The organism is Zooshikella sp. RANM57, assembly GCF_050749885.1.
In the GTDB taxonomy this organism is placed as follows: Bacteria; Pseudomonadota; Gammaproteobacteria; order Pseudomonadales; family Zooshikellaceae; genus Zooshikella.
The window spans coordinates 1-26,403 of record NZ_JBOIUB010000001.1 but is presented as its reverse complement, the minus strand read 5'-3'; the positions used below and the strand labels follow the sequence as shown (position 1 = coordinate 26,403).

General features: G+C 39.9%; 17 protein-coding genes, 2 tRNA genes and 1 pseudogene. 5 read left to right on the top strand and 15 right to left on the bottom strand.

The genetic code is table 11. The annotated features are described in order from the left end of the window. Window positions 1-6 precede the first annotated feature (6 nt). From rpmI to uvrB, 8 genes are all read right to left on the bottom strand, one after another. Complete coding sequence (gene rpmI / locus ACQ96U_RS00100; protein ID WP_215819551.1) at window positions 7-201, bottom strand: 50S ribosomal protein L35; 195 nt, start codon at window positions 199-201, stop codon at window positions 7-9. Between the two features lie 91 nt (window positions 202-292). Continuing rightward, entirely contained in the window at window positions 293-790 is a 498-nt protein-coding gene (infC, locus tag ACQ96U_RS00095) for a translation initiation factor IF-3 (RefSeq protein WP_431719191.1), read from the bottom strand. Between the two features lie 56 nt (window positions 791-846). After that, window positions 847-2,784 carry a threonine--tRNA ligase gene (gene thrS / locus ACQ96U_RS00090; protein WP_431719190.1) on the bottom strand — a complete coding sequence of 646 codons (1,938 nt, stop codon included), beginning with the start codon at window positions 2,782-2,784 and terminating at the stop codon, window positions 847-849. A gap of 512 nt (window positions 2,785-3,296) precedes the next feature. Further along, a tRNA-Val gene (locus ACQ96U_RS00085) sits at window positions 3,297-3,373 on the bottom strand. A gap of 131 nt (window positions 3,374-3,504) precedes the next feature. Beyond that, window positions 3,505-4,521: an NAD-dependent epimerase gene (locus tag ACQ96U_RS00080; RefSeq protein WP_431719189.1), complete on the bottom strand. Its 1,017-nt coding sequence runs from the start codon at window positions 4,519-4,521 to the stop codon at window positions 3,505-3,507. 56 nt (window positions 4,522-4,577) lie between these two features. Beyond that, window positions 4,578-5,903 carry a UDP-glucose dehydrogenase family protein gene (locus ACQ96U_RS00075; RefSeq protein WP_431719188.1) on the bottom strand — a complete coding sequence of 442 codons (1,326 nt, stop codon included), beginning with the start codon at window positions 5,901-5,903 and terminating at the stop codon, window positions 4,578-4,580. 47 nt (window positions 5,904-5,950) lie between these two features. Next, window positions 5,951-7,228, bottom strand: a complete 1,278-nt coding sequence (gene tviB / locus ACQ96U_RS00070; protein ID WP_431719187.1) for a Vi polysaccharide biosynthesis UDP-N-acetylglucosamine C-6 dehydrogenase TviB — start codon at window positions 7,226-7,228, stop codon at window positions 5,951-5,953. Window positions 7,229-7,467: 239 nt separating this feature from the next. Next, a complete protein-coding gene (gene uvrB / locus ACQ96U_RS00065; RefSeq protein WP_431719186.1) occupies window positions 7,468-9,483 on the bottom strand; it encodes an excinuclease ABC subunit UvrB in 2,016 nt (671 codons plus the stop codon). 356 nt (window positions 9,484-9,839) lie between these two features. Here uvrB and ACQ96U_RS00060 point away from each other — a divergent pair. After that, window positions 9,840-9,915: transfer RNA gene (locus tag ACQ96U_RS00060), tRNA-Asn, on the top strand. A 16-nt stretch (window positions 9,916-9,931) separates the two neighbouring features. On the opposite strand, the gene ACQ96U_RS00055 is transcribed toward ACQ96U_RS00060, so the two are convergent. Together ACQ96U_RS00055 and msrA are read right to left on the bottom strand one after the other, a co-directional pair. After that, entirely contained in the window at window positions 9,932-10,213 is a 282-nt protein-coding gene (locus ACQ96U_RS00055) for a ComEA family DNA-binding protein (RefSeq protein WP_431719185.1), read from the bottom strand. Between the two features lie 1,163 nt (window positions 10,214-11,376). After that, window positions 11,377-11,997 (bottom strand): peptide-methionine (S)-S-oxide reductase MsrA, encoded by a 621-nt coding sequence (msrA, locus tag ACQ96U_RS00050; protein ID WP_431719184.1) that lies wholly within the window; start codon window positions 11,995-11,997, stop codon window positions 11,377-11,379. Window positions 11,998-12,196: 199 nt separating this feature from the next. Here msrA and ACQ96U_RS00045 point away from each other — a divergent pair, with 199 nt between their 5' ends. Beyond that, on the top strand, window positions 12,197-13,021 hold the full coding sequence (locus ACQ96U_RS00045; RefSeq protein WP_431719183.1) for a dienelactone hydrolase family protein: 825 nt from the start codon (window positions 12,197-12,199) through the stop codon (window positions 13,019-13,021). Between the two features lie 64 nt (window positions 13,022-13,085). Here ACQ96U_RS00045 and glsB read toward each other — a convergent pair whose 3' ends face one another. Beyond that, window positions 13,086-14,030 carry a glutaminase B gene (gene glsB, locus ACQ96U_RS00040; protein ID WP_431719182.1) on the bottom strand — a complete coding sequence of 315 codons (945 nt, stop codon included), beginning with the start codon at window positions 14,028-14,030 and terminating at the stop codon, window positions 13,086-13,088. Between the two features lie 540 nt (window positions 14,031-14,570). On the opposite strand from glsB, the gene ACQ96U_RS00035 reads away from it, so the two are divergent. Together ACQ96U_RS00035 and ACQ96U_RS00030 are read left to right on the top strand one after the other, a co-directional pair. Continuing rightward, window positions 14,571-14,822: a hypothetical protein gene (locus tag ACQ96U_RS00035; RefSeq protein WP_431719181.1), complete on the top strand. Its 252-nt coding sequence runs from the start codon at window positions 14,571-14,573 to the stop codon at window positions 14,820-14,822. Window positions 14,823-15,319: 497 nt separating this feature from the next. Continuing rightward, entirely contained in the window at window positions 15,320-17,632 is a 2,313-nt protein-coding gene (locus tag ACQ96U_RS00030) for an immune inhibitor A domain-containing protein (protein ID WP_431719180.1), read from the top strand. A 159-nt stretch (window positions 17,633-17,791) separates the two neighbouring features. Here the strand turns inward: ACQ96U_RS00030 and ACQ96U_RS00025 are convergent, their stop codons facing one another. Beyond that, window positions 17,792-18,169: a hypothetical protein gene (locus ACQ96U_RS00025; protein ID WP_431719179.1), complete on the bottom strand. Its 378-nt coding sequence runs from the start codon at window positions 18,167-18,169 to the stop codon at window positions 17,792-17,794. Window positions 18,170-18,208: 39 nt separating this feature from the next. Further along, on the bottom strand, window positions 18,209-18,826 hold the full coding sequence (locus tag ACQ96U_RS00020; RefSeq protein WP_431719178.1) for an alpha-ketoglutarate-dependent dioxygenase AlkB family protein: 618 nt from the start codon (window positions 18,824-18,826) through the stop codon (window positions 18,209-18,211). Between the two features lie 124 nt (window positions 18,827-18,950). Here ACQ96U_RS00020 and ACQ96U_RS00015 point away from each other — a divergent pair, with 124 nt between their 5' ends. Continuing rightward, window positions 18,951-19,940 carry a ribonuclease Z gene (locus ACQ96U_RS00015; RefSeq protein ID WP_431719177.1) on the top strand — a complete coding sequence of 330 codons (990 nt, stop codon included), beginning with the start codon at window positions 18,951-18,953 and terminating at the stop codon, window positions 19,938-19,940. A gap of 125 nt (window positions 19,941-20,065) precedes the next feature. Here ACQ96U_RS00015 and ACQ96U_RS00010 read toward each other — a convergent pair whose 3' ends face one another. Then, window positions 20,066-23,872 (bottom strand): hypothetical protein, encoded by a 3,807-nt coding sequence (locus tag ACQ96U_RS00010; protein ID WP_431719176.1) that lies wholly within the window; start codon window positions 23,870-23,872, stop codon window positions 20,066-20,068. 1,957 nt (window positions 23,873-25,829) lie between these two features. After that, a pseudogene (locus ACQ96U_RS00005) lies at window positions 25,830-26,301 on the bottom strand (IS630 family transposase). Between the last annotated feature and the right edge of the window lie 102 nt (window positions 26,302-26,403).

Here is a 26,403-nt window from a genome sequence, read left to right as displayed (position 1 = left end):
TTGGGATTAGTTGGTACGCAGCATGCGTTCAACAGATGCTTGGTCACTACTTGCAACCATAGATGTGCCCCGCAACTGACGCTTACGTTTAGTAGTCATCTTGGTAAGAATATGGCTTTTGAAAGCGTGCTTACGCTTAAAACCTGAAGCCGTCGCTTTGAAGCGCTTTGCAGCACCTCGTTTGGTTTTCATTTTAGGCATACAGAATACTCCGCATTCATAGGCCAGGATACCAATTAAGTAGCTCCTGGCTAATTTTATTGAGCAAATTCAACTACCTAATTAATTGAATTTACTTTTTCTTTTTGGGAGCCAAAACCATGATGAGTTGTCGCCCTTCCATTTTTGGGTATTGCTCAACGATGCCGATATCCTCAAGATCCGATTCAACTCGTTTCAGCAATTCCATACCCAATTCCTGGTGGGCCATTTCTCTACCACGATAACGTAGTGAAACCTTGGCTTTGTTCCCTTCTTGTAGGAAACGTATCAGGTTGCGTAGTTTGACCTGATAATCCCCTTCTTCGGTACCCGGGCGAAACTTTATTTCTTTCACCTGAGTTTGTTTTTGCTTTTTCTTCGCGGCCGCCTTTTGCTTCTTAAGCTCGAACAAATGTTTGCCATAGTCCATGATCTTACAGACTGGAGGCTCAGCACTGCTGTTTATTTCTACTAAATCTAACTCAGCCTGCTTTGCAGTCTCCAGTGCTTCACTGATAGGTACAATACCAACTTGTGTACCTTCGGCATCTATTAAACGCACCTCCCGAGCTTTAATCTCTTCGTTCATGGCGGTTGTTGGTGTGCGTTTATCTTTTCTGTTGTCGCGCTTAATTGTGGTATCTCCTACTTCGTATCTTTCTCATTGCTGCTTCTGCCATGTTGAGCGATTTCCTGTTTTAGTGAGCTTATGAAATCATCAACAGGCACAGAACCTTGGTCTTCGCCTAACCGCGTTCTGACAGCGACCGCATTTGAATCGATTTCCTTATCGCCAACTATTAGTAGATAAGGAACTTTCTGTAAAGTATGCTCGCGAATTTTAAAGCTGATCTTCTCGTTTCTCAAGTCTACTGCAGCTCTTATTCCATGTTTTTTGAGCTTTTCCTGTACCTGAGTAACATAATCTGCTTGCTTGTCGGTAATATTTAGCAATACGACTTGTGTCGGAGCAAGCCAAACAGGCATAGCGCCAGCATAATGCTCAATGAGTATACCGATAAACCGCTCAAATGAGCCTAAAATTGCTCTATGGAGCATTACAGGCACTTTTCGTGAACCATCTTCAGCTACATATTGAGCATCCAACCGCTGTGGCATAGAAAAGTCAACCTGAATTGTACCACACTGCCAAACACGACCAATGCAGTCTTTCAAAGAAAATTCAACTTTTGGTCCATAAAAAGCCCCTTCTCCTGGCAGCTCTTCCCATGGCAAGCTTTTCGCATTGAGCGCTTCAGCTAATGCTTGCTCTGATTTATCCCAAATTTCATCACTTCCAACACGCTTTTCAGGCCGAGTTGAAAGCTTATAGATAATCTCAGAAAAACCAAAATCAGCATACACTTCATGTAAAAAATCAATAAAACGAGCTACTTCTTGCTGGATATCATCTTCATCACAAAAGATATGAGCATCATCCTGAGTAAACCCCCGAACCCGCATTAACCCATGAAGAGCACCTGAAGGCTCATTTCGATGGCAAGAGCCAAACTCAGCAAGACGTAATGGTAAGTCACGATAACTTCTTAAACCTTGGTTAAAAACCTGTATGTGACAAGGACAGTTCATGGGTTTAATTGCAAAGTCATGGTTTTCAGACTCTGTAGTAAACATTTCTTCATGAAATTTATCCCAGTGGCCGGATTTTTCCCATAAAGTCCGTTCGACAACTTGAGGCGTCTTAATCTCTTGATAACCATGATCAAGCAGTTTACTTCGCATATACTGCTCAATTTGCTGATAAAGTGTCCAACCTGCTGCATGCCAGAAGACCATACCTGGTGCTTCTTTTTGCATATGAAATAAGCTTAATTTTTTGCCTAGCTTTCGATGGTCCCTTTTTTCAGCTTCTTCAAGTCGCTTTAAGTATGCTTTAAGCTGTTTCTTATCTGCCCAAGCAGTACCATATATGCGCTGTAACATTTCATTACTAGAGTCACCTCGCCAGTATGCTCCAGCTAATTTTGTTAATTTAAAGGCGCGCAAGAAACGGGTATTAGGCACATGAGGACCACGACACATATCAATGTATTCTTCGTGGTAGTACAGCCCTACTGCTTTAACTGATGAATCCATATCATCAATCAGCTGCACTTTGTATGTCTCATTACGTGACTGGAATATAGCTCTCGCTTCATCCACTGGCGTCATACGCTTGATGACATCATAGTCTTTAACTATCAGCTCATTGATACGCTTATCAATTGCCTCAACATCTTCTTGTGTGAATGAGTGCTCGTAAGCAATATCATAATAAAAACCATCATCAATAACAGGACCAATAGCCATCTTAGCATCAGAATAAAGCTGCTTTACCGCATGCCCCATAAGATGAGCAAAAGAGTGACGGATGATCTCAAGTCCTTCCTGATTTTTAGCCGTTATTATTTCTAGCTTGGCATCTTCGGTGATCAAGTCACATGCATCAACCAACGTGCCATTAACACGGCCAGCAATAGTTGCTTTAGCTAAGCCTGGACCAATGTCCTTGGCAACAGTCAATACACTGACATCATGTTCGTAGTGTCTTTGACTTCCATCAGGGAGGGTAATAACTGGCATAAACTTACCTTAATAGGTGACAGTGGTGACCCATACCAAAGGCCACATGAAACAATGAATACTTTACGTCTGTAGCACGTTTACTCTGTGCTGAACAAATTAGACAAAAGGCTGCTATTTATACTGTTTTTGCAAAAAAAGTCAACTCTCACTGATACAATTAGCTTGATCAAATTACTTTAAACGCACCTATTCATTGATAATTGAGCGGTTTGATCTAGAAAATAGCCATTTCCAAATACACAAAATAAACGGGTTACATTTACCCCCTGCATATAGATAAAACAGGCCAGATAGCATTTTGCTAAACCAAATTGAGAAAAGATTGGGCTGAACGCGACAAGAAAACCACCTGACAAAGTATAAGTATCAACCGAACCACGTTAAAGGTCATATTAATACTATCCGATGTATTCACTTGCAAATAGAAAAGGAAAATTACTTTAAAGAAAAACGGATAACATTTTTTGCAGATAATAAAAAAGCCAGTAAATACTGGCTTTTTTAAAATTTGGTAGGCGCGATTGGAGTCGAACCAACGACCTCTACCATGTCAAGGTAGCGCTCTAACCAACTGAGCTACGCGCCTAAATCATGGGCGTAAGATACCAGCAGATTTTAAAAAGCGCAAGCCCTTTAGCTTGCTTGTTTTAAACTTAAAATTTACGGTTCATTTGGTAGTTAACTATACCACAAGTGTTTCATTTACACTTACATTGTTCAGACTTGATAAAAGTCTCTATACCACTCAACAAATCGTTTTATACCAGTTTCTACAGTTGTGTTCGGTTTATAACCAACATCATTAACCAAATCATCCACATCCGCATAGGTATCTGGCACATCCCCTGGCTGTAATGGCAATAAGTTCATTTGAGCCTTTTTCCCTAACGCATTTTCTAACGTTTCTATATAAGTCGAAAGTTCAACTGGCTGATTATTACCAATATTGTAAACCCGCCAAGGAGCATTTGAAGTACCAGGATCAGGCTGCTTGCCCGACCATGACTCATTGGGCTGAGCCACATTATCCAGAGTACGAATTACTCCCTCAACAATATCATCAACATAGGTAAAATCTCGACGGTGTTTACCATAGTTAAAGACATCTATTGTCTTACCTTCCAAAATGGCTTTGGTAAATAAAAAAAGTGCCATATCAGGCCTACCCCATGGCCCATAAACGGTAAAGAAACGGAGCCCTGTAGTAGGTAAACGATATAGATGTGAGTAGGTATGCGCCATGAGCTCATTCGCTTTTTTACTAGCCGCATATAATGAAAGAGGGTGATCAACATTATGGTGAACAGAAAATGGCATATTTTCATTCGCACCATAAACAGAACTTGAGGAAGCATACACAAGGTGTTTCACGTGATGGTGTCGGCATCCCTCTAGGATGTTCATAAACCCTACAATATTACTATCAACATAAGCATGAGGGTTTTCCAAAGAATAACGAACGCCTGCTTGTGCTGCCAGATTAATCACTTTATCAAACTTCTCTGTCGCAAAAAGCTGTTCGATGCCCTCTTTATCTGCCAGCTCCATTTTGATGAAGCTAAAGTTTTCAGCACCAGGCTTGGAACGAACATGCGCCAAACGAGCTTCTTTCAATGTTACATCATAGTAATCATTGAGATTATCCAGCCCTACAACCTCGTCACCACGAGCCAACAACTGAATGCTGACATGACTACCAATAAATCCGGCTGCACCGGTCACTAAAACTTTCATTGTTTATTACTTTTACCTGTCCAACGTATTATGTTGAAATTGTATTTAAAAAATAATCAATTACCGCGGCCTATGCCATAGTACTGCAAACCATAAAACTTAAGACGCTCAGGGTCATACAAATTTCGGCCATCAAATATGACTGAACTGCTGAGTTGTGCTTTTATCAACTCAAAATCAGGTGCTCGAAATACATGCCACTCAGTACATACCACTAAAGCATCAGCACCTAGTAGTGCCTCCTCTGGACTACTAGCCAAACTAAAATCATCACGGTGGCCAAATAAACCATGAGCAGCGTCCATTGCCTCTGGGTCATAAGCTCGTACTCGCCCTCCTGCAGCCCAAATTGCACTCATAAGTGATATACTGGGTGCTTCTCGCATGTCATCAGTCTTAGGTTTAAAAGAGAGTCCCCATACGGCAAATGTCTTGCCTTCAAGCCCCTCAGAAAAATAAGTCTGTATTTTTTCAAATAAGCGAAGTTTTTGGCACTGATTCACATGAATGACTGACTGCAAAATATCTGCTCGATAACCTACTTTATTTGCAATATTAACCAAGGCATTCAAGTCTTTTGGAAAGCAAGAACCACCAAAACCACAGCCAGGGTATATAAAATGATAGCCTATACGAGGATCGGCCCCAATACCTTGTCTAACCTGCTCAATATCAGCTCCTAAATGCTCAGCTAAATTGGCCATTTCATTCATAAAACTAATTTTTGTAGCAAGCATGGCATTCGCTGCGTACTTAGTCAGCTCAGCTGAGCGTGTATCCATAAACATCATACGATCATGCTGCCGGTTGAATGGAGCATAAATCTCTCTCATTAACATACGGCATGCGTCATCATCTGTACCTACGATAATACGATCAGGCCGCATGAAATCAGCAACAGCTGCACCTTCTTTAAGAAACTCTGGATTAGCAACTACATCCACTGAAAAACTACCCTCTCGCAGCGATAACTTTTCCTGAATTACAGATCGAACTTGATCTGCCGTTCCCACAGGTACAGTTGATTTAGTCACTACAATTTTATGACCATGCATGTGAGTTGCGATGGCGTTTGCCACCGCTAGCACATGCTGTAAATCCGCAGATCCATCTTCTTCAGGAGGTGTACCCACAGCGATAAAAAGCGTAGACGCAAAATTTATAGCCTCGACCATATCACTCGTGAAGTGTAACCTACCCTTTTCAGCATTTCTCTGTACGATCGCGGCCAACCCTGGCTCAAAGATTGGAATGTGGCCTTGCTGCAATGCCCGGACTTTAGTTTTATCAATATCAATAACACAAACTTGATGACCTACATCAGCAAGGCAGGCGGCTGTAACTAAGCCAACATAGCCTGCCCCGATTACAGATAATTTCATGCACCTTAGTCCAGTCCAGCTACTTTTCTTATGCCACTAACTTTTAACTATAAACGAGTATCAACCCATGCTTTGGGAAAAGCACTTTTCACATCCACCACGACTGCCGTAGATTTACACAAGCTTTCTAAATCTTGCTTTTCCCAATTCATAAACTGTTGGTGAGCTACCGCAAGCACCACTCCATCATAGGTTGTACCTGGCTTTTCTGTTAAAACTTCTACACCATATTCATGTGCGGCTTCTTCCGGATCAATCCAAGGATCATAAATATCAACCTGGACACCCCATGCCTGCAACTCTTCAATAATATCAATTGCTTTAGTGTTACGAAGATCAGGACAGTTTTCTTTAAAGGTCAGACCAAGCATTAACACTTTAGCTTCAGCAATATGAATTTTTTTCTGTACCATCAATTTAATCAGCCGTTCAGCGACATAACCACCCATGCTGTCATTGATTCGGCGACCAGCAAGAATAACTTCCGGCCTATAACCGATTTCTTGCGCTTTATGTGTAAGATAGTAAGGATCAACACCAATACAGTGGCCGCCCACCAATCCTGGTCTAAAAGGTAAGAAGTTCCACTTTGTGCCTGCCGCTTCAAGCACCTCTAGCGTATCAATACCCAGCTTTTCAAAGATCAAAGCCAACTCATTTATGAGTGCAATATTTAAATCACGTTGTGTGTTTTCAATGACTTTTGCAGCTTCAGCCACTTTAATACTACTAGCTTTATGGGTTCCAGCAACAATGATAGATGCATAAATCTGATCTACAACCTCTGCAATTTCAGGAGTAGAGCCTGATGTTACTTTTTTAATATTGATCAAACGGTGTTCTTTATCTCCAGGGTTAATACGCTCGGGGCTATAACCTGCAAAAAAGTCCTGATTAAATACAAGCCCACTATCCCGTTCAATAATTGGAATACAATGCTCTTCTGTGGCACCAGGGTAAACAGTTGACTCATAGATGACAATATCGCCTTTACTGATGACTTTAGCTAGCGCCTCACTGGCTTTAGTTAAAGGAGTCAAATCAGGCTTTTTAAAGCGGTCTATTGGTGTGGGCACTGTAACAATATAAATATTACACACACTTAAATCTTCTAACTTTGCACTATAAGTTAACTTTGAAGCCTGTTTTAACTCCTCAGCTTCAACCTCCAATGTACGGTCTATACCTTGTTTTAACTCAGTAATACGTTGCTCATGAATATCAAATCCTATGGTGTTGAATTTCTTTCCAAACTCAACAGCAAGTGGTAAGCCGACATAACCTAACCCTATAACACCAATCGTTTTAGCAGCTAACTGCTCCATGTTTAATCAAACTCCACGCAAGTTAAATATGAATGTAATGCCTAAATTAAAGATAATAGGTAATACTGAATATGTTTAACTATAACCAAAGTATTACCACATCATGTGAAACACTAAATACACTTGTCGTGCCTCTTCACTACGATCTTCACAGAAAGTTTTCCCACTCTCTTGATCACTAGCAGAGACTCATCAAATCACTGGTTACCAACAAGTGTAATTCAATCAACATGGAATTCTTATTGCAGGAGGGTATTTTGTTTTAGCTTTGTGATCTGATCCCTAACAGCAGCTGCTTGCTCAAACTCCAAATCCTTTGCATGCTGATACATTTTTTCCTCAAGCGTCTTTAACAACTTAACCATCTCATGAGGAGAAGTGGGCACTGTAACTGCGTATTCATTTTGTACTTCTGCCACCTTACGTTTGTCTCCTCGTTTACGTTTACCGGGGATAACCGCTCCTTCCATAATATCAGCCACAGATTTCTGAACCCCTTTGGGTATGATCTTATGCTGTTTATTATACATTAACTGTTTACTACGACGTCGCGCTGTTTCATCAATTGCTCGCTGCATAGAGCCCGTCATACGATCGGCATAAAGAATTGCTTTTCCATTAATATTTCGTGCCGCTCGGCCAATAGTCTGAATTAATGAACGCTCCGAACGCAAAAACCCCTCTTTATCTGCATCAAGGATAGCGATAAGTGAAACCTCTGGCATATCAAGCCCTTCTCTTAGCAGGTTTATACCCACTAATACATCAAAAGTACCCAATCGCAAATCACGAATAATTTCTACTCGCTCCACGGTGTCAATATCAGAATGTAAATAACGAACCTTAACATCATGTTCAGAGAGGTACTCTGTCAAATCTTCCGCCATACGCTTGGTGAGTACTGTAACAAGCACTCTTTCCTGATTAGCTACACGTTTATGTATTTCGGTAAGCAGATCATCAACTTGAGAAGTAGCAGGTCGTACCTCAATTTCAGGGTCGATCAAGCCAGTTGGCCTCACGACTTGCTCAACACGCTGTCCCTCATGCTGAACTTCATAGTCCCCTGGTGTAGCCGAAACAAAAATTGTTTGTGGTGAGCGCTGCTCCCACTCTTCAAACTTAAGAGGACGATTGTCTAATGCAGAAGGTAAACGAAATCCAAAATTGACCAGTGTTTCTTTTCGAGAACGGTCACCACGATACATCGCACCAATTTGAGGAATGGTTACGTGAGACTCATCTATAACTAATAAAGCATCATCAGGCAAGTAATCAAATAGTGTAGGTGGTGGCTCACCAGGATTTCGACCTGATAAATAGCGGGAATAGTTTTCAATGCCACTGCAATAGCCAAGCTCAATCATCATTTCAATATCAAACTGAGTACGCTGTTCTAAACGTTGCGCTTCAACCAACTTATCTGCTTTCCGTAATTCAGCCAAACGTTCTTTTAATTCAACCTTTATTTGTTCAACAGCATCAAGCACTATTTCTCTTGGCGTGACATAGTGAGTTTTTGGATAAATAGTAACTCGAGGCAACTTTGTGATTACAGCGCCGGTAAGCGGATCAAATAAAGAGATATTTTCTATTTCATCATCAAAAAGCTCAACACGAACAGCTTCCAGATCAGAGTCAGCAGGAAAGATATCAATAACATCCCCCTTAACTCGATAAGTACCTCGGTGTAACTCAACATCATTCCGTTGATACTGAAGTTCTGCTAATCGACGCAAAATAGCACGTTGATCAACGTGGTCACCTCGACTTAAATGCAAAAGCATTTTTAAATAACTGTCTGGATCTCCTAATCCATAGATAGCCGATACCGTCGCGACAACTATACAATCATTCCTCTCCATCATTGCTTTTGTCGCTGAAAGACGCATTTGCTCTATGTGATCATTAATAGACGCATCTTTTTCAATGAATGTATCTGTGGCAGGCACATAGGCTTCAGGTTGATAATAATCATAGTAGGAAACAAAATATTCAACTGCGTTATTAGGAAAGAACTCTTTGAATTCGCCATAAAGCTGTGCAGCTAGAGTTTTGTTGTGTGCCATTACTAATGTAGGACGTTGAGTTTGAGCGATTACATTGGCGATGGAGAAAGTCTTACCTGAACCAGTAACGCCAAGTAGGGTTTGTGTGGCTAGCCCAGCTTCAATCCCACCAACCAAAGACTTGATTGCATTAGGCTGGTCACCCGCAGGTTGGTAGTTTGCTACCACACGAAATGCTTTACTCATTACTAGCCTCTCAACGAAAAATCCTTAACTTGATAGTACTTTAACCTGCTCAAGCCATTTTTGCATGTGACAGCACACTATACTCTCATTGAAAGGTCCAGATTTAAACCAGGATTATTTTTACACGCTTTACAGTCTACTTTACGCATATACCATTATGCACTTATCTGAGAAGCATATTTATCACTTACTTTCTTATTTTTAGTACACATAAAAAAGCATCAAACTGAACAGCGTCAAGTTTGATGCTAAGATTTGCTAACCCAATGTATTTTATCTTTTAATTTTATAATGCCCCTGTAGGGTATTGACGTCTACGCTATCTACGATTACCATAACAACCGTCCTTCAGGAGATCCCCGATAGCTCAGTTGGTAGAGCAAATGACTGTTAATCATTGGGTCGCTGGTTCGAGTCCAGCTCGGGGAGCCAAACTCGACACAAAGATTTAGAATGAAATCTTTTCTTTGTTTTTATCTAATGTCTTCTTACCAATACCTTTTACCTGTTCGACTTCATCTAGCGAACCAAAAGCACCAAACTCTTCACGGTATTCAACAATAGCTTGTGCTTTTGAAGGTCCTACCCCCACTAACACGTCTGCAATTTGCTCTGCAGTTGCTGTATTAATATTTATGGATTGCAATACTGCAGCTTCATCATCAGCAAAAGAAAATGATGTAGTTGCAAGTGCAAACACCATAAAAATACAAGCGATTAATTGTTTCATCCAGTTATTCCTCCTGGAAAATCAAATAACACCATCATCCTTGTCGTTATTTAATAGTTTAATTCCTTTAACCTTTTCCTTAAGATTAAACTTAAAAATAATTCGTGCAATAACTTAACAACTAATCTTTAAATTGTACATTATTTAAACAATGCAAAAATACAAAATATGGAATTTAATCACATAAGGTTTTGCTATAAAAAATAGTATTTTTAAGAAAGCTAATCACTCATGTAATCAAATATTTGTATAATGGCATTATATCTCCCCCACAACTTATTGATTAAAAACCAAAAGAAATAGATTATTTAAATTTAGAAAAATAACTTTTCCGCTTCTCCTTTAAAACAATTGACTTAAATCAATTAAATTTTATCAACAAATACAAACACTCAAAAAAATTTTCACGTCACATAAAAAATACTTGTGTTATAGCCGAAGGGTTGAAACATAGAAATTTTAAAGTCGTATCCTGTTAATTAACCAGATTTGTGGAAATTAATCACAACATTCGTCTTAATACCTTTCTACATAAAGGAATCATAAACATATAAAACCAAATAATGACACAGATCATTTTATTATCTTAAAGAAAATAATAGAGATTCTTAAATTATAAAATAATTAATATATTAAATAGCTTTAAACTATAAAACAGTTATACAGGTACGTGAAAATTTCTTTGTCGTACGTAAAAAACGTATTTAATTCGGTAGAGCTACGCATAAAAAAAAACAAGGTTCTTTATTAACATTAGTTCCGCGTTGAGTTACTCCCTTACTATCTCATCAGAGAAGCTAGAACCCTGACGATCCTCCTCCCCCTTTCTCGTCAGGGTATTTTTTTGTCCTGCAAAAGCAAATTTGACATAGATCAATGTCGTAAAATTACCAACTTCTCATAAAAAGCTTATGATTTAACGCCACCACAAAAAAAATTTGCAATTATGTAGTAAACATACATATAATCAAAATCGTCGATACGTACATGGCGTAGTAGTAACAGTAAAGTTACGACTTTGGTCGCACTACTGCTTCTACTACTATTTAGTCTCACACTCTAAGGTTAGTTTTGTATGAGTAGGCTCCCTGATCCCAAATAGGATCAGGGTTTTTTTTGTGCTAAAACCATAAAAATCATTATAAATCAGTAGGTTATACTCATCACCCACAAGTAACACCTGTACCCCCTAACCCACAATACCCATCAGGATTTTTGGCTAGATACTGTTGATGGTAATCTTCTGCAAAGTAAAATATCGATGCATCTTCTATTGTTGTAGTAATTTGACCGTATCCTGCGTCTCTTAAGCGTTGCTGAAAATGTTGTAAACTTTCATACGCAGCAGTACGCTGTTTTTCTGTATAAACAAGAATGATTGACCGATACTGGGTTCCTTTATCATTCCCCTGCCTCATTCCTTGTGTTGGGTTATGTGATTCCCAAAATACTTGTAATAATGTTTGGTAATCCACTTGCTCAGGGTCATAAATGACCCGAACAACTTCTGCATGACCTGTTAACCCGGTACATACATCCTGATAAGTAGGATGCTTAGTAACCCCTCCAGCATAACCAACCTGAGTAGAATACACTCCAGGTACTAGCCAGAATCGCTTTTCAGCCCCCCAGAAGCAGCCCAAACCAAACATGGCTGTCTCAAGTCCTTTAGGAAAGGGTTCAGTCGTTGCATGACCATTTACCGCATGAGTTTTAGCTACTTCTATAGGTACTTCTCGATCAGCTATAGCTTCCTGAGCACTGGGTAGTTGGTTGTTACTCATTACCTTGCAAACCCCTCATCAAAGTGAATTTTCTTGAACACTACATTAACTGAAAATCACTTTCATTATCACCCTCAAGCAAAAACACATCTTTCCAACCACTATTTGTCGTTAATGTCATTCCCTTGTCTCGATCACTCGCCAAAATAGTCACAAAACAACACCTCATGGGACTCTTTAGCATTAAGGAGAACAAGTCATGCACAGCAACTTCATTAGGATTTTCTTCCTATCTTTATTGTTATTCCCCTTATTGGGCTTATCAGCAGTTAAACATGAGATCGTGCACTATCAAACACCGGATGGACATAAAATGAGAGGGTATATCGCTTTCAGCGAAAAATATCCCCCTCCTCGACCTGTTGTCATTGTTGTTCACGAGTGGTGGGGATTAAATGATTACGCCAAAAAAAGAGCCTACATGTTAGCGGAAGCAGGCTATCTTGCATTTGCTATAGACATGTATGGCCAAGGAAAAAAAGCTGAACATCCAGACAGCGCCCAAAAATTTGCCCAAGAAGCAACACAAAAATGGCCTATTGCGCAAAAGCGCTTCCAAGCAGCACTAAATACAATTCAACAACACCCAAAAGCCAATAAAGAATTAATCGCCGCCATTGGCTACTGTTTTGGTGGAGGCGTTGTGTTACAAATGGCAAGAATGGGCGAACCTTTAACTGCAGTCGCTAGCTTTCATGGCAACTTGAAGCCTGTCAAACCCGCGCAGGCAACAACCCTAAAAGCAGCCATTCGGGTGTTTAATGGCGCCGACGATAAAATGGTGACAACAGACGACATTAGCGCCATAAAGGAGGAGATGAAAAAAGCAAACGCTGACTTCAAGCTTTACAATTATCCCAACACCAAACATAGCTTTACTAACCCAGAGGCAGATCAAATTGCCAAGCAATTTAAACTACCTATCGGGTATAACGCTGAAGCAGATAAAGACTCCTGGCAAAAATTACTTGAGTTCCTGGCAGTTCAGTTTAAACGTGCACTGCCTGAGCCAATGCCAAGCTAATCCACTGCTCTTGCAGTATTTCTAGCAGTAATAACGAGATCCTGAGGACAACTGATGAGATACGCTAAAAAATTGAACGACCCAACTTGGTTGTAAATTTCTCTAGCATTGCGGTTCCTACAAGAGAATTACCCGCTTCGTTCAATGCGGGTGACCACACACAAACAGACAACTCACCAGGTATAATGGCAATAATCCCACCACCAACACCACTTTTCCCAGGCATACCAACTCGATAGGCAAAATCCCCAGCTGCATCATACAAACCACTGGTCGCTAATAATGCATTTAAGCGTTTAGTTTGTTTAGGAGACAATATTGGCTTATCACCAAATAAAGGACGACCTCTATTTGCAAGAAAAACAAAAGCTTTGGCCAAATCCACACAGCTCATCATAAATGCACACTGCATATAGTAACTTAGCAGAACTTGATCAACTTCACTGTTAAAGTTGCCAAAGGACTTCATCAGGTAAGCCATGGCCGCATTTCGTGCACTATGTGGATGCTCATACTCACTTCTTGCCACCCATTTGTCCGCCATAATTCGACTATTCCCCGATAACTGCCGTACCAAAGCCAACGACTGTTGTTTAGGTGCAGATAATCGAGATTGAAGAATATCATTTACCACCAGTGCCCCAGCATTTATAAAGGGGTTGCGAGGAATACCATGCTCATACTCCAACTGACTAAGCGAATTAAATGATTGTCCTGAAGGCTCTTTACCAACCCGAGTCCACAGAGCATCTCCCACCCGATTCATAGCAAGTGTTAAACTGAACACCTTGGATATACTTTGAATTGAAAAAGGCTCAAGGGCATCCCCTGCATAGCTCATTTCCCCATCAACGGTACATACCGCAATGCCAAGCTTATTTGCACTGACTTTAGCTAAAGCAGGAATATAATTGGCCACTTTGCCTTGTCCCAAAAGGGGGCTGACCTCAGTAAGAATATCTTCAAGCATATCGTTACTTGGCATGTTCCAACTACCTCTTAACTGCATAAAACACCCCATGTTGACGGGGGAGGCAATCATACCTGATAACAAAGAAAATGACTGCTATTAGTCACAAATTATTTTCATTTACAAATAAAATAAATTCCCATTATTTAGAAAATCCATTAAGTCGTTCGACCTAGCTAAATGACTCAAGAACAAAATCATGTAAAAAGCCAGGGTAAAACGCACTAAACAGCGTTATTAGGGCAAAAGTGTCGCGTTTTCTAGCCATTCTCATAACAGGAAAGTAAGTAAAAGACTACAAAGCACTTATTCTCTTATTTTTTATATGGTTATAGATACCCATTGAAGTAGTAATATAACCACTTAGTGTTAGTCCAGCTTAACTCTCACTTTAAGATGATGCCAACTTAATTATACAAATAAATGCTTTTATTAACTTTAAATTGAGCGACATAAATAACTTAATAAATTAATTAGGTTAAAGTTTTTTCATGACTATCGCTGCTATCAACCGAAGCATGGTATAGTCGCAAAAATGCTTAAGCATGTAATGTTGAAAACTTAATTAAGGGATTTCCAATGAAACACTTAATATCCTTACTTAAACTTACTTTTTTCTTAGTCTTCTTCACTATACTCAACCCAACAACCCAAGCTGACGCTCCAGTCGAAAATTTTGATAAAATTGCAGAGATGCTCAAGCAATCAGGGAAACTTTCTGAAACAGCAACGGAAGAAGAAACAGAACAAGCTGTGAAAGATTACATCAGAGAACGAACAAAATCATTTAAAGACGCCAAAAAGAAACCACCTAAAAAAAATGAATCTTAAGTCATCCTAAATTAAGATGATTGCATATCAAAAAAATAGCTCACGGCACTTGTCTCCTAGATAATATTTTTGCTATAACAAACACTTAGAAGAATGGCTTGTTTTTCAAAGCTAAACGGTATCTAGTAAAACAATACAAAATATCGTTTATTAAGACTTTACCCTCTATTATTCACCCTCTACAGAGGTATAGAAAAGTGATAACAGAAATAAGGACAATCGCTTATATTCCCACAAGGAAACACTCTTAATAAATGACTTATAAAAAAGGAAAAACAAGCCAAGTTCCAAACTTTCCTTTATCGCTAATAAATGTAGTTCGAAGATAGACTGGTCGTTATTCTAACCAGCTTCAAACCACTTATTAACTAGAGAATGACTCAAGACACGTCATGCTAAAAGATTACGATAACTTAAGCATTCTGCTATTTAATAGTCAGCGTTAAGGAACAATTTTGTGCTCACACACTAATAATAAAAACCGGGAGAGTTTTAAAGTGTCTCAAAAGCGAGTAATGACCTCTCTGCTAGCAGGCTCTTTCCTGTTTAGCGCCTTGGCTGTAGGTAAACCTGTTTCTCATGTACAACCATTTGATTTACCATTGGCTGATAATGATAAACTCATAAACATGCTGAAAAAGTCTGGCAAACTTTCAGCTAATGCAACAACACAGGAGGAAAAAAAAGCATTATCAAAATACCTCGCTGACAAAAAAGTTCAATTTAATAGCCTACCACCAGGAGAATGGGCTGATCTGGCCAATAAGCGCTCAGAAACTCAAAAGCAACGTGCAAAAAATTTTTCTACCAGTCAAAATAACCTAAATGATCGTATTTTTACTGATCAACTCACGCCGATCAAACCTGAAATCTATAATGGTAGCATCACCTCTGATCGTATTCTGGCTATTCTTATAGACTTTCCTGACTATTTACATAATACAGTGACGAGTGAGTCTACTGAAATGTATTATGACGACTATCACCGTCAACACTATCAGGATCTTTTATTTTCACCCAAGGGCTATGAAGGACCCAATGGCGAAAACCTGTTATCGATGCGCCAATTTTATAAGGCCCAATCAGGAAACAGTTATGCCGTTAATGGCAACGTCGTTGGCTGGTATACCGCTAGCAAAAGTGCACGTCACTATGGTGCTAATGCAAATTCACAAGGTGCTCGCGAATTAGTACGTGAAGCACTTGAAGCAGCAGCAAAAGAAATTGACCTTTCCTGGTTTGACCAAGAAGATAGATATGATTATGACAACGATGGCAATTATCGTGAACCAGATGGAGTCATTGACCATTTAATGATTTTCCATGCCAGTGTAGGTGAAGAAGCTGGCGGCGGTGATTTAGGTGAAGATGCCATTTGGTCACACCGCTGGGATTTAGGCGATGTGTTTGTCATTCCAGACTCTACGAATAAAAGCTCTGATCGGTATGAAGGAAAAATGGCAGCCTATGATTACACCATTCAGCCTATAGATGCTGCCGCGGGTGTAACCTCTCATGAATACGGCCATGATTTAGGGCTGCCCGATGAATATGACACAGAATATTCAGGAAAAGGCGAGCCTGTATCTTACTGGTCAATTATGTCCAGTGGTAGCTGGGCAGGAATGATTCCAGGCACTGAGCCAACGGGTTTTAGCCCTTATGCTAGAGAGTTTCTCCAAGCCAATGTTGGTGGTAACTGGTTAAAAGGCACATCAATTGATCTTGATACCATTACGCCATGGGGTATGACTTTCTTCCTGGATCAAGCAAGCAGTAAAGGTACTCACAACGATTACCTACGCATTAATGTACCAGACAAACGCATTCACATTACTGCACCAGCAAGTGGACATTACGCTTATTACAGTGATCGTGGTGATAACTTAAATAACACCATGACAATTTCACTACCACTGACCAAAACCAACCAACCCAAGCTTATCTTCAAAACCTGGTATGAAATTGAAGAAGGCTATGACTATGCCCGGGTGCTTGTTGATGGGAAACCAATCGCAGGCAATATCACCGTTGACTTTGATCCCAATGGTATAGGCTTCGGTATTGGTGTCACAGGAAGTTCTGGTGGCTGGATTGATGCCGAGTTTGACCTAAGCCAGTTTGCGGGGCAAACCGTGACACTTACCTTTAACTACATGACTGACAGTGGTGTAAGTCGACCCGGTTGGTTTGTAGATGACATCCAAGTCGTTGATGGAAGTAATGTCATTCTAAGTGATGATGTAGAAGGCGATAGTGCTTTCGAAATGACTGGATTTAGAAAAGACCCAGGCTATCTTCTTGCCAAAAACTACTACCTGCTTGAATGGCGTAACCATGATGGTGTAGATATGGGATTGGCCCATATTAATCGTGGAAAAGGTTTAATGAGCTTTGATCCAGGCTTAGTCGTATGGTATGTCGACCATAGTCATACCGATAACTGGGTTGGCATTCATCCAGGTGAAGGCTTCTTAGGTGTTGTTGACCAAGATCAATCTGTCGTCTATTGGGAGGATGGCACCATCGCAGAAACACGCTATCAATTAAAAGATGCAGCATTTGGCTATAACTTACAGTCTGCACTTAATATTGAGCGCAAAGGAAAAGTCATCACCGACCAATCTCGTTACAGCGACCCCGTCTTCTTTGACCGGTTACGCTACATTAACGACACTATCCCTGATGCAGGGAAAAAACTGCCTGAGCTAGGTCTAACATTTGAAGTTACAGGCCAAAGTGAAGATCAAACTGTTGGTCGCATCATGTTACGCCGTTTTGATGACAACCTTTGGGGATCTTCTAAATAAGCGTAATACGACAGATGCAAGCTAAGTAAAGTACACTGTATCTATATCTACCTTTAGTGACCTCTGTGACTAAAGGTAGATATCAACCCCATTAGCAGACTTACATACACCAAATTAAAATCTACTTCCCTGTTTACAGCTATCTTTCCTCAACCTACTTTATTTAGCTTTCCAATTTACCTTGAGCTTAAATCCAACTGGCTTATCTTTAAGCCAAGCTACAAACCTAGCGATTTCAGTACTACTCAATAGTTTTTCCTGAGAGTTATACTCTAACCCAAGCATTTTCTCTGAAAATGTCGCATGTAAATTTTTATGGCATGGAGTACATATCCATAAGATACGCGTAATCATATCTTCTTTAGTAAAGAGTTTACGAAATTGACGACGACTGTGGTATGTACGTGGAATCAAATGATGTTTTGTCAACTGCTCTGGCCGATCACACAATTGACAGTTTAAAGGACGAGTTGGAATTCTTAACATTTCAACTGCTTTATTCATTCTAAAAATATAATTAAGTTCAAAGTAGCCCACATTTAGCCATTTTCTTACCGATAACCTTTAAGTACTTAATTATATCCCAATCAGTTTAACCAAACGAAATGTCAAATTAACACGAGGCTGATTTACAGTATTAAGGCTTCTCTTGGGAACACTGTGCTGCCAATAGTGTTGAGTAGTTCCCCTCATTAGCAAACAGCTGCCACTGGTAAGTACCTGATTAACCACAGGTAGTTGATTCTTTCTATACTCTTTATGGCGTAGCTTGAAATCACGGCTGGCACCAAAACTTACAGAAGCTATTACTGGCTCATCGCCCAACTCAGGCTCATCATCACTATGCCAGCCCATATAGTCTGCCCCATTCTGGTATAAATTCAGCAGTACGCTATTAAAATGCTCTCCACATACATGCTCAACTTTTTGCTTGATGTCGGTAAGTTCAGCCGTCCATGGTAAGGGTTGATGTAACACGCCACTATAAGCATAAACCGCCTCAGGGTCTCCATACCAGGCTACTTTCCGAGGGACTAGCACCTGCTTGCCAAAAATGCTCAACGTTTCGTATTGCCAATCCACATTGCTCATTAAAAACTGAAAGTAGGCTTGTTGTTCAGATAAGTTAAATAGCTGGGAAAGGTAACCAACTTCCCCATCAAGCAATGTTAACCATTGAAACCTTGGGTCCATAAACACCTTTTCAAACAATATCCTTTATAAAGAGTCCCAACGAAAATTATAACTAAGGTATATATTTACTAAAGGTATAGACAAGGTACAATCCAAGCCGCTGTTATTTTAAACTACTCATACTATGATTGAATTTCACTTCTTAGGTACAGCGGCAGGCGTACCTACCCCCAAACGTAATGTCACAGCTTTAGGTGTTCGTTTTCCTCAGCAACGTAACTGGGTATTGATTGACTGCGGAGAAGGAACCCAACATCAATTAATGCATAGCGAGTTAACCTTAAGTCGTTTAAATACTATTTTCTTAACCCATCTTCATGGTGACCACTGCTATGGTTTACCTGGTATCCTTGCTAGCCGTTCCTTGCAGGGAAGCGGCTCAGAGCAAACCCTTACTGTCATCGGTCCTCCCGGAATAGAGCGGCTAATCAAAACCATTATTGAACTTACTGAGCTCAATTTAAACTACCCTCTACACATAGTTGAGTTCACAACTGAAGACTGGCAAAAACAGCATTGGGATTTTCCTGGCTTTAGTGTACAACCTGTTGCACTTTCTCACTCAATCCCCAGTTTTGCGTATCGTTTTACAGAAGCACCACGGCCTGGACGTTTTGACGTAGCAAAAGCTAAAGCCGATGGTATTCCTCCAGGACCTATTTATCAGCTACTGCAACAAGGTAAAACAATTACCCTTGCTGATGGCCGACTTGTGAATGGAGTAGATTATATCGCTGCCCCCCCTAAACCTCGGCAATTTATTATTGGCGGCGATAACGACAAACCGATGTGCCTTCAGTCAGCTTTGAGTGATTGCGATCTGCTAATACACGAAGCAACCATGACGGAGGAAATGCGTGCTGCTATTCAAGGACATGTCAGTCATTCAACTGCCAGTGGTGTAGCCCAAGTAGCTGAACAGACTCAACTACCTAATTTGGTTCTGACTCACTTTAGTGCTCGATTTATGGATCGACACCATGTGTTACAAAATGTGATTGATGAAGCTAGGCAACATTACTCTGGCCAGCTGTTTCTAGCCAATGATTTTGTACAGTTTCACTTAGATCGTGAGGGTAAATTAACGCAACACAACCCTTCTCGTACAACCTAATCATAGTCATTACAATCCACTTTTATATGTTTCCCCAAACTTATAGTCACCGTCAATCGAGTTCTCTCTAAAAATAAAAAAGGCTGCATAAAGCAGCCTTTTTGTTTGTACATTACCACTATTTTCTAGAATGTATCAGGAAGTCGGAACAACCATACACCCTCATCTTCATTATTAAAGCCTAAGAAGCAATCATAGTCAGGTAAATAGCGCCAGCGTCCATAAATACCCCGGTCCCGACGCCCTCCCCAGCTGGCGAGAGCACTTGGAGCTCTACTTTCTATTTGTGGTTGAAACTCTTTAATTGACCAATCACTAGGATCAAGAATCAATACACTGTAATGACCATCCCATAATACAAACACATCACGCTTGCTATCATAGTCAATTCCATAGTGGCGTAAGGTTGGGGCTTCATAACTCAACATACCCTGACCATTATTAAAATATGCAGACTGTTTTCCTTTGAGCTTGATGGGCTGAATCATCATTTCGGGTATTGAAGCTTTTGGATCCTGCCAGTCAACTTCACTCAAGTCATAAATAGCCAGGCTATGATTTAATAGTTGAATGAATAGTTTACGCTTAGGATCATAAACACCTGGAGAAGCACCACCATAGTTTGGCCCGACAGGTGACTGATGTTTAACCTCATCAGTCTTTGGATCATAGGCAATCAACTTGTAGCCATTAGCAACCAGTAAGTAACCTGTTGAAGGATCAAAAGCTGAGCTGAATTCACCTTTAATAGTAAGAGACGACTTCTGCTCCCATTTTGGATTATCGCTATCAAACCAATAGTTCTTCTCAGTGGTATAACCGGCACCATATCGTGTGCCATTACCCATCCAAAAACGTTGGACATTTGGTAGGTACTCTATGCCATCATAAGAATGAGCAGAGGTTGGTGAACCGTCTTTTGTTATACAAGCAATTGCAGGTTGCCCTTCTGCAGTAACACATCCACCATAGTTATCTAAATAGTACTTACTGGGTTCAGTCAACCGAGTCCAATTAAGCGTGTCAAAATCCATTTGGTAGACTTCGTTACCACCATAGTCTGTTTTTCCACCACCCCAGACAATCAGTTTGTTATCACCTACTGCACCACCAGACCAGGCATCAAGAACACCTGCAGGCCCTAGTGATCCCCAAGCATCATGATAAGCAGGGAATGTATCGGTTAATGTATTAGAGCCTTTTGCTTCAAGCCACTGACCTGGCTTCAACTCCTCGATAAATGCCTCAAGGGATTTATGTGTTGTAGGTGCCTCTGGCGTATCATCGGTAGGATCAGAAGGCGTGTTTGGTTCAGAGCCAGGCGTTTGTGGTTCTTCAGGACTACCATTATCGACAATAATTACGCCACCATCATCAGTACCTGAGTCTCCTGTATCCGGCGTATTAGGGTCGGTAGGGGTTGATGGTGTACCTGGATCACTGGGAGTTCCAGGATCTGAAGGAGTATTAGGGTCCGAAGGCGTTCCGGGATCATTAGGTGAACCAGGATCAGATGGTGTATCACCAGGGTCAGAGGGTGTACTAGGTACAGTAGGTGGTTCAGGTGGCTCTGGGTAACGAGGAGGCAATGTGCCCGTTAAAGGACCAGGTTGATTCGTTGCAACAACTTCATTCCCTTTTGTATCAGCCCCATACTCACCGTCCAATGTAATTTGCTTATCAGAAGCAGGGGCAAAAATTGAACGTGGTACCACGGCAAACTGAGGTTCAATACTATAATCCGGCTTATAAGAACGCTGCTCAAACTTGTTCCAAGCATCACTTGCATTTGGATAATTTGAATCAGTAGCAGCCGCCAAAGCTATCTGCATGTTAGCAGGAAAGCCTTCTGGAGAAGCCGCATAACCCAACATTTGCCCTGGATTTAACTCTAAAGGAATCTGATCTTCTGAGGCAGAGAAAGTCTCAGCTAATGGAATGATTCGTTGAGAGTTACAGGGAGCACTATTCAAACTAATTGATGTTGTTCTGTTGAATGCTTGGGCAAAAGAATCCAAAACTTTTGCTTTGTTATTTGGCTCTAAAACCCGAATGCCTTGTTGTAAGCTTGCAAAAATCCAACAATAGCCAGGGTCAATCATACGACTTACACTGAATTTTGCACGTTTATCCATGACTTCACCCGCTTTAGTGAAGCCTAAATCTTTAAGAAAACCGATAGACCATGCATGAAAATCATCCATCCAAGGTGATAGCGCTGTTCCACTCTTATAAACGACAGCATATTCACCTGTTCTCACACCAAATCGGTCAATCATTACTCCAGGGTCATAACCTAGACGTTTTTTCACATCTTCACTATCGCGGTCCGCTTCATTTCGAGCCACATACAAGTTATACAAATAATCCACGTTATTATTAATTAACTTGGTAAAATAATATTTCATTGGGTGGTTATCAGGCGTGATAAATGCTGCCTCACCTAATGCCCTCAAAGACCACGCTTCACCTCTAACCTGACCACGCCGCAAAATACCTTCCTCTTTACGACGATAATAAGGATGCATATTAATTAAGTTGTAGTTAGCCCAGAACTGTAACTCTTCAAGCAAATAGTAATCACCCGTTACAACATAAGGTAAATAAGCTAAAGAGGGCTGATGCGCACTATCAGGTTTATAAGGTGACTGGCATTGCTGACACGCAGGAAAGGCCTCACTACGATCAGTTTTTGGATTATGGTGATCATAGTCATTCCCCCACAATCCAGCATAGGGCCAATCATCTATACGCAGCATATAACCTGTTTTTTTGTCCCGGTAATGAACAGACCAGCTTCCTGCTAAGCTGGCATTTCCTTCTGTTACCGTTTTAAGACGTTTATCCTGAGAGAGTAGATAAGCTGTGGACCACGCTGGCATAGGACCAATATCATACCGTCCTCCAGCCATTGGCATAATAGGCTCAACAGTACCCACCTTCATTAAATCATTCTTAGTTTGGTAGTCACTGTATAAATTAGTAATTAACCCACCAGCAACATTTAAATCGGGTTCATAGAGAGGAAAAGCCTTACTGTTCATAAGGTAGTTACGATTAAACACGACGTGTGTTAATGCCTTCCCTTGTAAGAAAATATCTTTTTTCCAGCGTGCATGATGATAGTGAGTGACATTCGACTTTTTATATACTGACTGCTTATTCGCAATCAGTTCTATATCATATGTTACATTGCTCGGGTTGGCAGCATAAGAGTAACTATTTTCAACAACAACAGAAACACGTACTTTTTCTCGCTTTCCATATGTTCGCACATAAAATCGTGCATGAAGCAATGGGTGCTCAGCACCTCCTGCTTTAAGTGGCGCAGTAAAAATAAACTCGTTTGCGATTCCACCCTCTAGCCATTGACGCTTCAACTCTCCAGACTCAATAACATCAGATAGTTTAGAGGTATAAGCTTTGCCACCAATTGTCAGTTGCAGGGTAAAATCAAGATCTAGCGCAGCGAGTTGAGTTCGATTAAGCCCTGTTGTCGATCCAGCTTCATCAATGGTATATAAGCGAAGGGTTTGCTGTTTTGCTGACGGGATATTAACTTTGGCAGAAATGATCGCGTGTTTTAAAGAACCATCCTGATAAGTTGCTTTTTTATCGACCTGAGTTGCAATCGATTTACCTGCACTATCAACTAAAAGCACAGTCTTACCTTGAGGTACATCACCCTCTTTAAAAATATGACCAAATGTCACATAGTCTTCAACTACAGTAGCGGCTTTATCATGAACCAACGCTACATCAGTTACATACTGACTGTTTGTAAGCGTGGCATCTTCTGCTTTTGCCTGACTAAAGAAAAAGGCACCAGGTAAGGTTGACTTTGTCGTCGATGCTAACTTAGGTATAACCTGTGTTGAGGCACTTGCACCTACAATACAAGCTATTAATACGTTATATGAAAAATATCTCATAAAAAAAGAATCCCGCGCTTCAGTCTTGCTTAACCAGTTGACGAATAAACCATGATCGACCGCTCAGGTATACGATAAAAACGCCTATTTTACGAGCGATCACAACCCAAAATAGCGAACCAGTTAACAATTATTAATGGATTTTGCTTGATCATTTACGAAAGTCGACAAAATTATAACTTTTCGTAAATACATTCCTCTCCACATCCTGTGTCGGACAAAATGACTCAAGAAAAACAGCACAGGTCCTACTGCCGTTAACAATTAACACCTAAACCATCTCAAAGTAGAAACACTAATTACTCTGCTTATCTACCAAATAAACTATCACTACTACACTTATCACTACACAAAAGTCCTTAAAACTCCCACTCCACCAAAGTTATCTTTCTGATTGAGTGGTTTGCAGTGCAAATGTGACTTACCAGACAACTTGCCGAAATCAGGCTTAGCAAACCCAGTTCCTTTCCTGCTGTTGTAACCATATAATCCCTTGGTAACCTGGTAAAAATTATTTCCTTTAATTTAGACTTCTGCACATTTCATTCTACAGTCAATGGCAATCACAACTATTTGATCAACTCGACCTTCTCAAAGAGGAATGTAGAACGTTTATATGTGCCACCTACACTACCATTCTTTTTAAAGCTAATCTTAAACGATATAACAGAGTAAAACGTTGCTAATGCTCTCAGTTTAGTCGTTTCAATAGTGTTAAACCCTTAATAAAATATATTGTTGAAGTTTACACTACACTAATTGCCTAGTTCACAAATCATTTTTTATAGTTCGATCAAACTGTCCATAACTTCATATAAAATCCCTCTTGATAAGAAAATTCACTGGGTTCAATTAGACTACCTTAACCTCAAAACAAATTTTGAAATTTCAGTAGTTAGTCGTAATGACTTCAATGGTAGTTCTATTTGTCGTTTACGGAAAAGAATAGCTCAAAAAAACACTATACCCACTCATAAATTCCAAGTAGATCTGTCAACTACCATTTGCCCAACCCGTTACAATATAATACAAATCAATCAAAACCTGATTACTCTTTTCATAAAAGAGTAAAATCTCAATTAATATTTTTAAAGTACAACTAGTTACGTTGAGTAACCAGATAATATCAAGTTCAACCAAAGTGTCATAAAACCACCAATTCGTGTTAACTATCAATAAAGAATCAAAATTATTTCTCTTTAAACACAGTTTCATTAAATCTTATAACGACTAACAAAACGCCCAAAGTCATATCATACTGATACTGTTTTTTCACTCATATTAAAAAGCAGCAAGCATGTAGCTTATATACGAATATTGACATTACCTAACACTTAAAACAAAAACTTTTCTGACTAGGTAGTAACCTCTACCTTCAAGATCAAGCAATCTATTTTCAATCTAAAAAAAATCCCCTTAGGAATCTTTACAAAAAACAAAGTTACTCATTTTACTCTTATATAAAACAATAGAATAAACACAACAAACCAAATTCACTTTTTAAGTGACAAAAGCCCATAATCACGCCCCCATTGCAATTTTATAATGACAATTAAACTGTTTCCTAGTTAGCAGCATAAGTTGCTAACCCATGTCACCTAACTGTACCTATAGCAAGATTTGCTGGGCTTAACTTCATCATCTAATAGCTACACCAAAAAATAATTTGTTATGGATATAATAACACAAAAAAAACGGCCAATATTAGGAGAAAAAATACGATAAAAACCCACCAAAATACTACTATTAAAATAATAAATAACGTAAAAAAATAGTGCGCTATTATTAGCAAGACTAAACAACCCTTATAAAACACAAGAAACACCGTACAGGAAGAGCTTTAGTTTATGTCTTTGCGAATCGTTTGTTGTCGGCGTTAGTGACCAACAAAGCTGATGGGAAGGTGGCAATTCAGTGGATGTAAGAGTTTTTAACTGCCACCAAAGTCACTTACTACCTAGTCACTAGCAAAGGATACCGTTGTTTCTCTAAAAAATGATTTTATTAATGCTTTATTTTGTGCAATCAATTCTAAATCGATAAATGTTCTTTCTAGCAGTGATTCCCCCTTTTTAAGTGGCATCCGAGCAGTGCCTGTCTGTCGAATGTAATTCCATACCAGTTCATCAGGATTAAGATCGGGGGCATAGGGTGGCAAGAGAAAAATGCTTAGTTTTCCTTGCTGTCCTGCTACAAATTGACGTACTTTTATGCACTGGATGACCATCCATGATCACAAAAATTGGTTTTTTGCGATTGCTAATAAGGTCTTTTAAACACTCGATAAAAACATCTGAGTTAAAGCGCTCTGTATAAACATGATACCAAAAACCACCTGTATTCGAGAGCGCTGAAATAGCGTTAATGCCTTGTCTTTTACCGCTAGTTTGAACTGTAGGTGTCTGGCCTTTTAAACCCCATGTTCTCATAAGTGGGTCATCAGAGCGGATTGAAGCCTCGTCCAGCCAAAATATTTCAGCTCCCTCTTTTTTGGCTAATTGCTTTATCTTTGGGTAGGTTTCTTCTTTCCA

Excerpts from the sequence above, each read along its gene's own strand:
- uvrB (WP_431719186.1), bottom strand. The coding sequence starts at position 9,483 with ATGAGTAAAGCATTTCGTGTGGTAGCAAACTACCAACCTGCGGGTGAC.
- ACQ96U_RS00055 (WP_431719185.1), bottom strand. The coding sequence starts at position 10,213 with ATGAAACAATTAATCGCTTGTATTTTTATGGTGTTTGCACTTGCAACT.
- ACQ96U_RS00075 (WP_431719188.1), bottom strand. The coding sequence starts at position 5,903 with ATGAAATTATCTGTAATCGGGGCAGGCTATGTTGGCTTAGTTACAGCC.
- ACQ96U_RS00080 (WP_431719189.1), bottom strand. The coding sequence starts at position 4,521 with ATGAAAGTTTTAGTGACCGGTGCAGCCGGATTTATTGGTAGTCATGTC.
- rpmI (WP_215819551.1), bottom strand. The coding sequence starts at position 201 with ATGCCTAAAATGAAAACCAAACGAGGTGCTGCAAAGCGCTTCAAAGCG.
- ACQ96U_RS00035 (WP_431719181.1), top strand. The coding sequence starts at position 14,571 with ATGAAACACTTAATATCCTTACTTAAACTTACTTTTTTCTTAGTCTTC.
- ACQ96U_RS00010 (WP_431719176.1), bottom strand. The coding sequence starts at position 23,872 with ATGAGATATTTTTCATATAACGTATTAATAGCTTGTATTGTAGGTGCA.
- ACQ96U_RS00015 (WP_431719177.1), top strand. The coding sequence starts at position 18,951 with ATGATTGAATTTCACTTCTTAGGTACAGCGGCAGGCGTACCTACCCCC.
- thrS (WP_431719190.1), bottom strand. The coding sequence starts at position 2,784 with ATGCCAGTTATTACCCTCCCTGATGGAAGTCAAAGACACTACGAACAT.
- ACQ96U_RS00045 (WP_431719183.1), top strand. The coding sequence starts at position 12,197 with ATGCACAGCAACTTCATTAGGATTTTCTTCCTATCTTTATTGTTATTC.
- tviB (WP_431719187.1), bottom strand. The coding sequence starts at position 7,228 with ATGGAGCAGTTAGCTGCTAAAACGATTGGTGTTATAGGGTTAGGTTAT.
- msrA (WP_431719184.1), bottom strand. The coding sequence starts at position 11,997 with ATGAGTAACAACCAACTACCCAGTGCTCAGGAAGCTATAGCTGATCGA.
- glsB (WP_431719182.1), bottom strand. The coding sequence starts at position 14,030 with ATGCAGTTAAGAGGTAGTTGGAACATGCCAAGTAACGATATGCTTGAA.
- ACQ96U_RS00020 (WP_431719178.1), bottom strand. The coding sequence starts at position 18,826 with ATGGACCCAAGGTTTCAATGGTTAACATTGCTTGATGGGGAAGTTGGT.
- infC (WP_431719191.1), bottom strand. The coding sequence starts at position 790 with ATGAACGAAGAGATTAAAGCTCGGGAGGTGCGTTTAATAGATGCCGAA.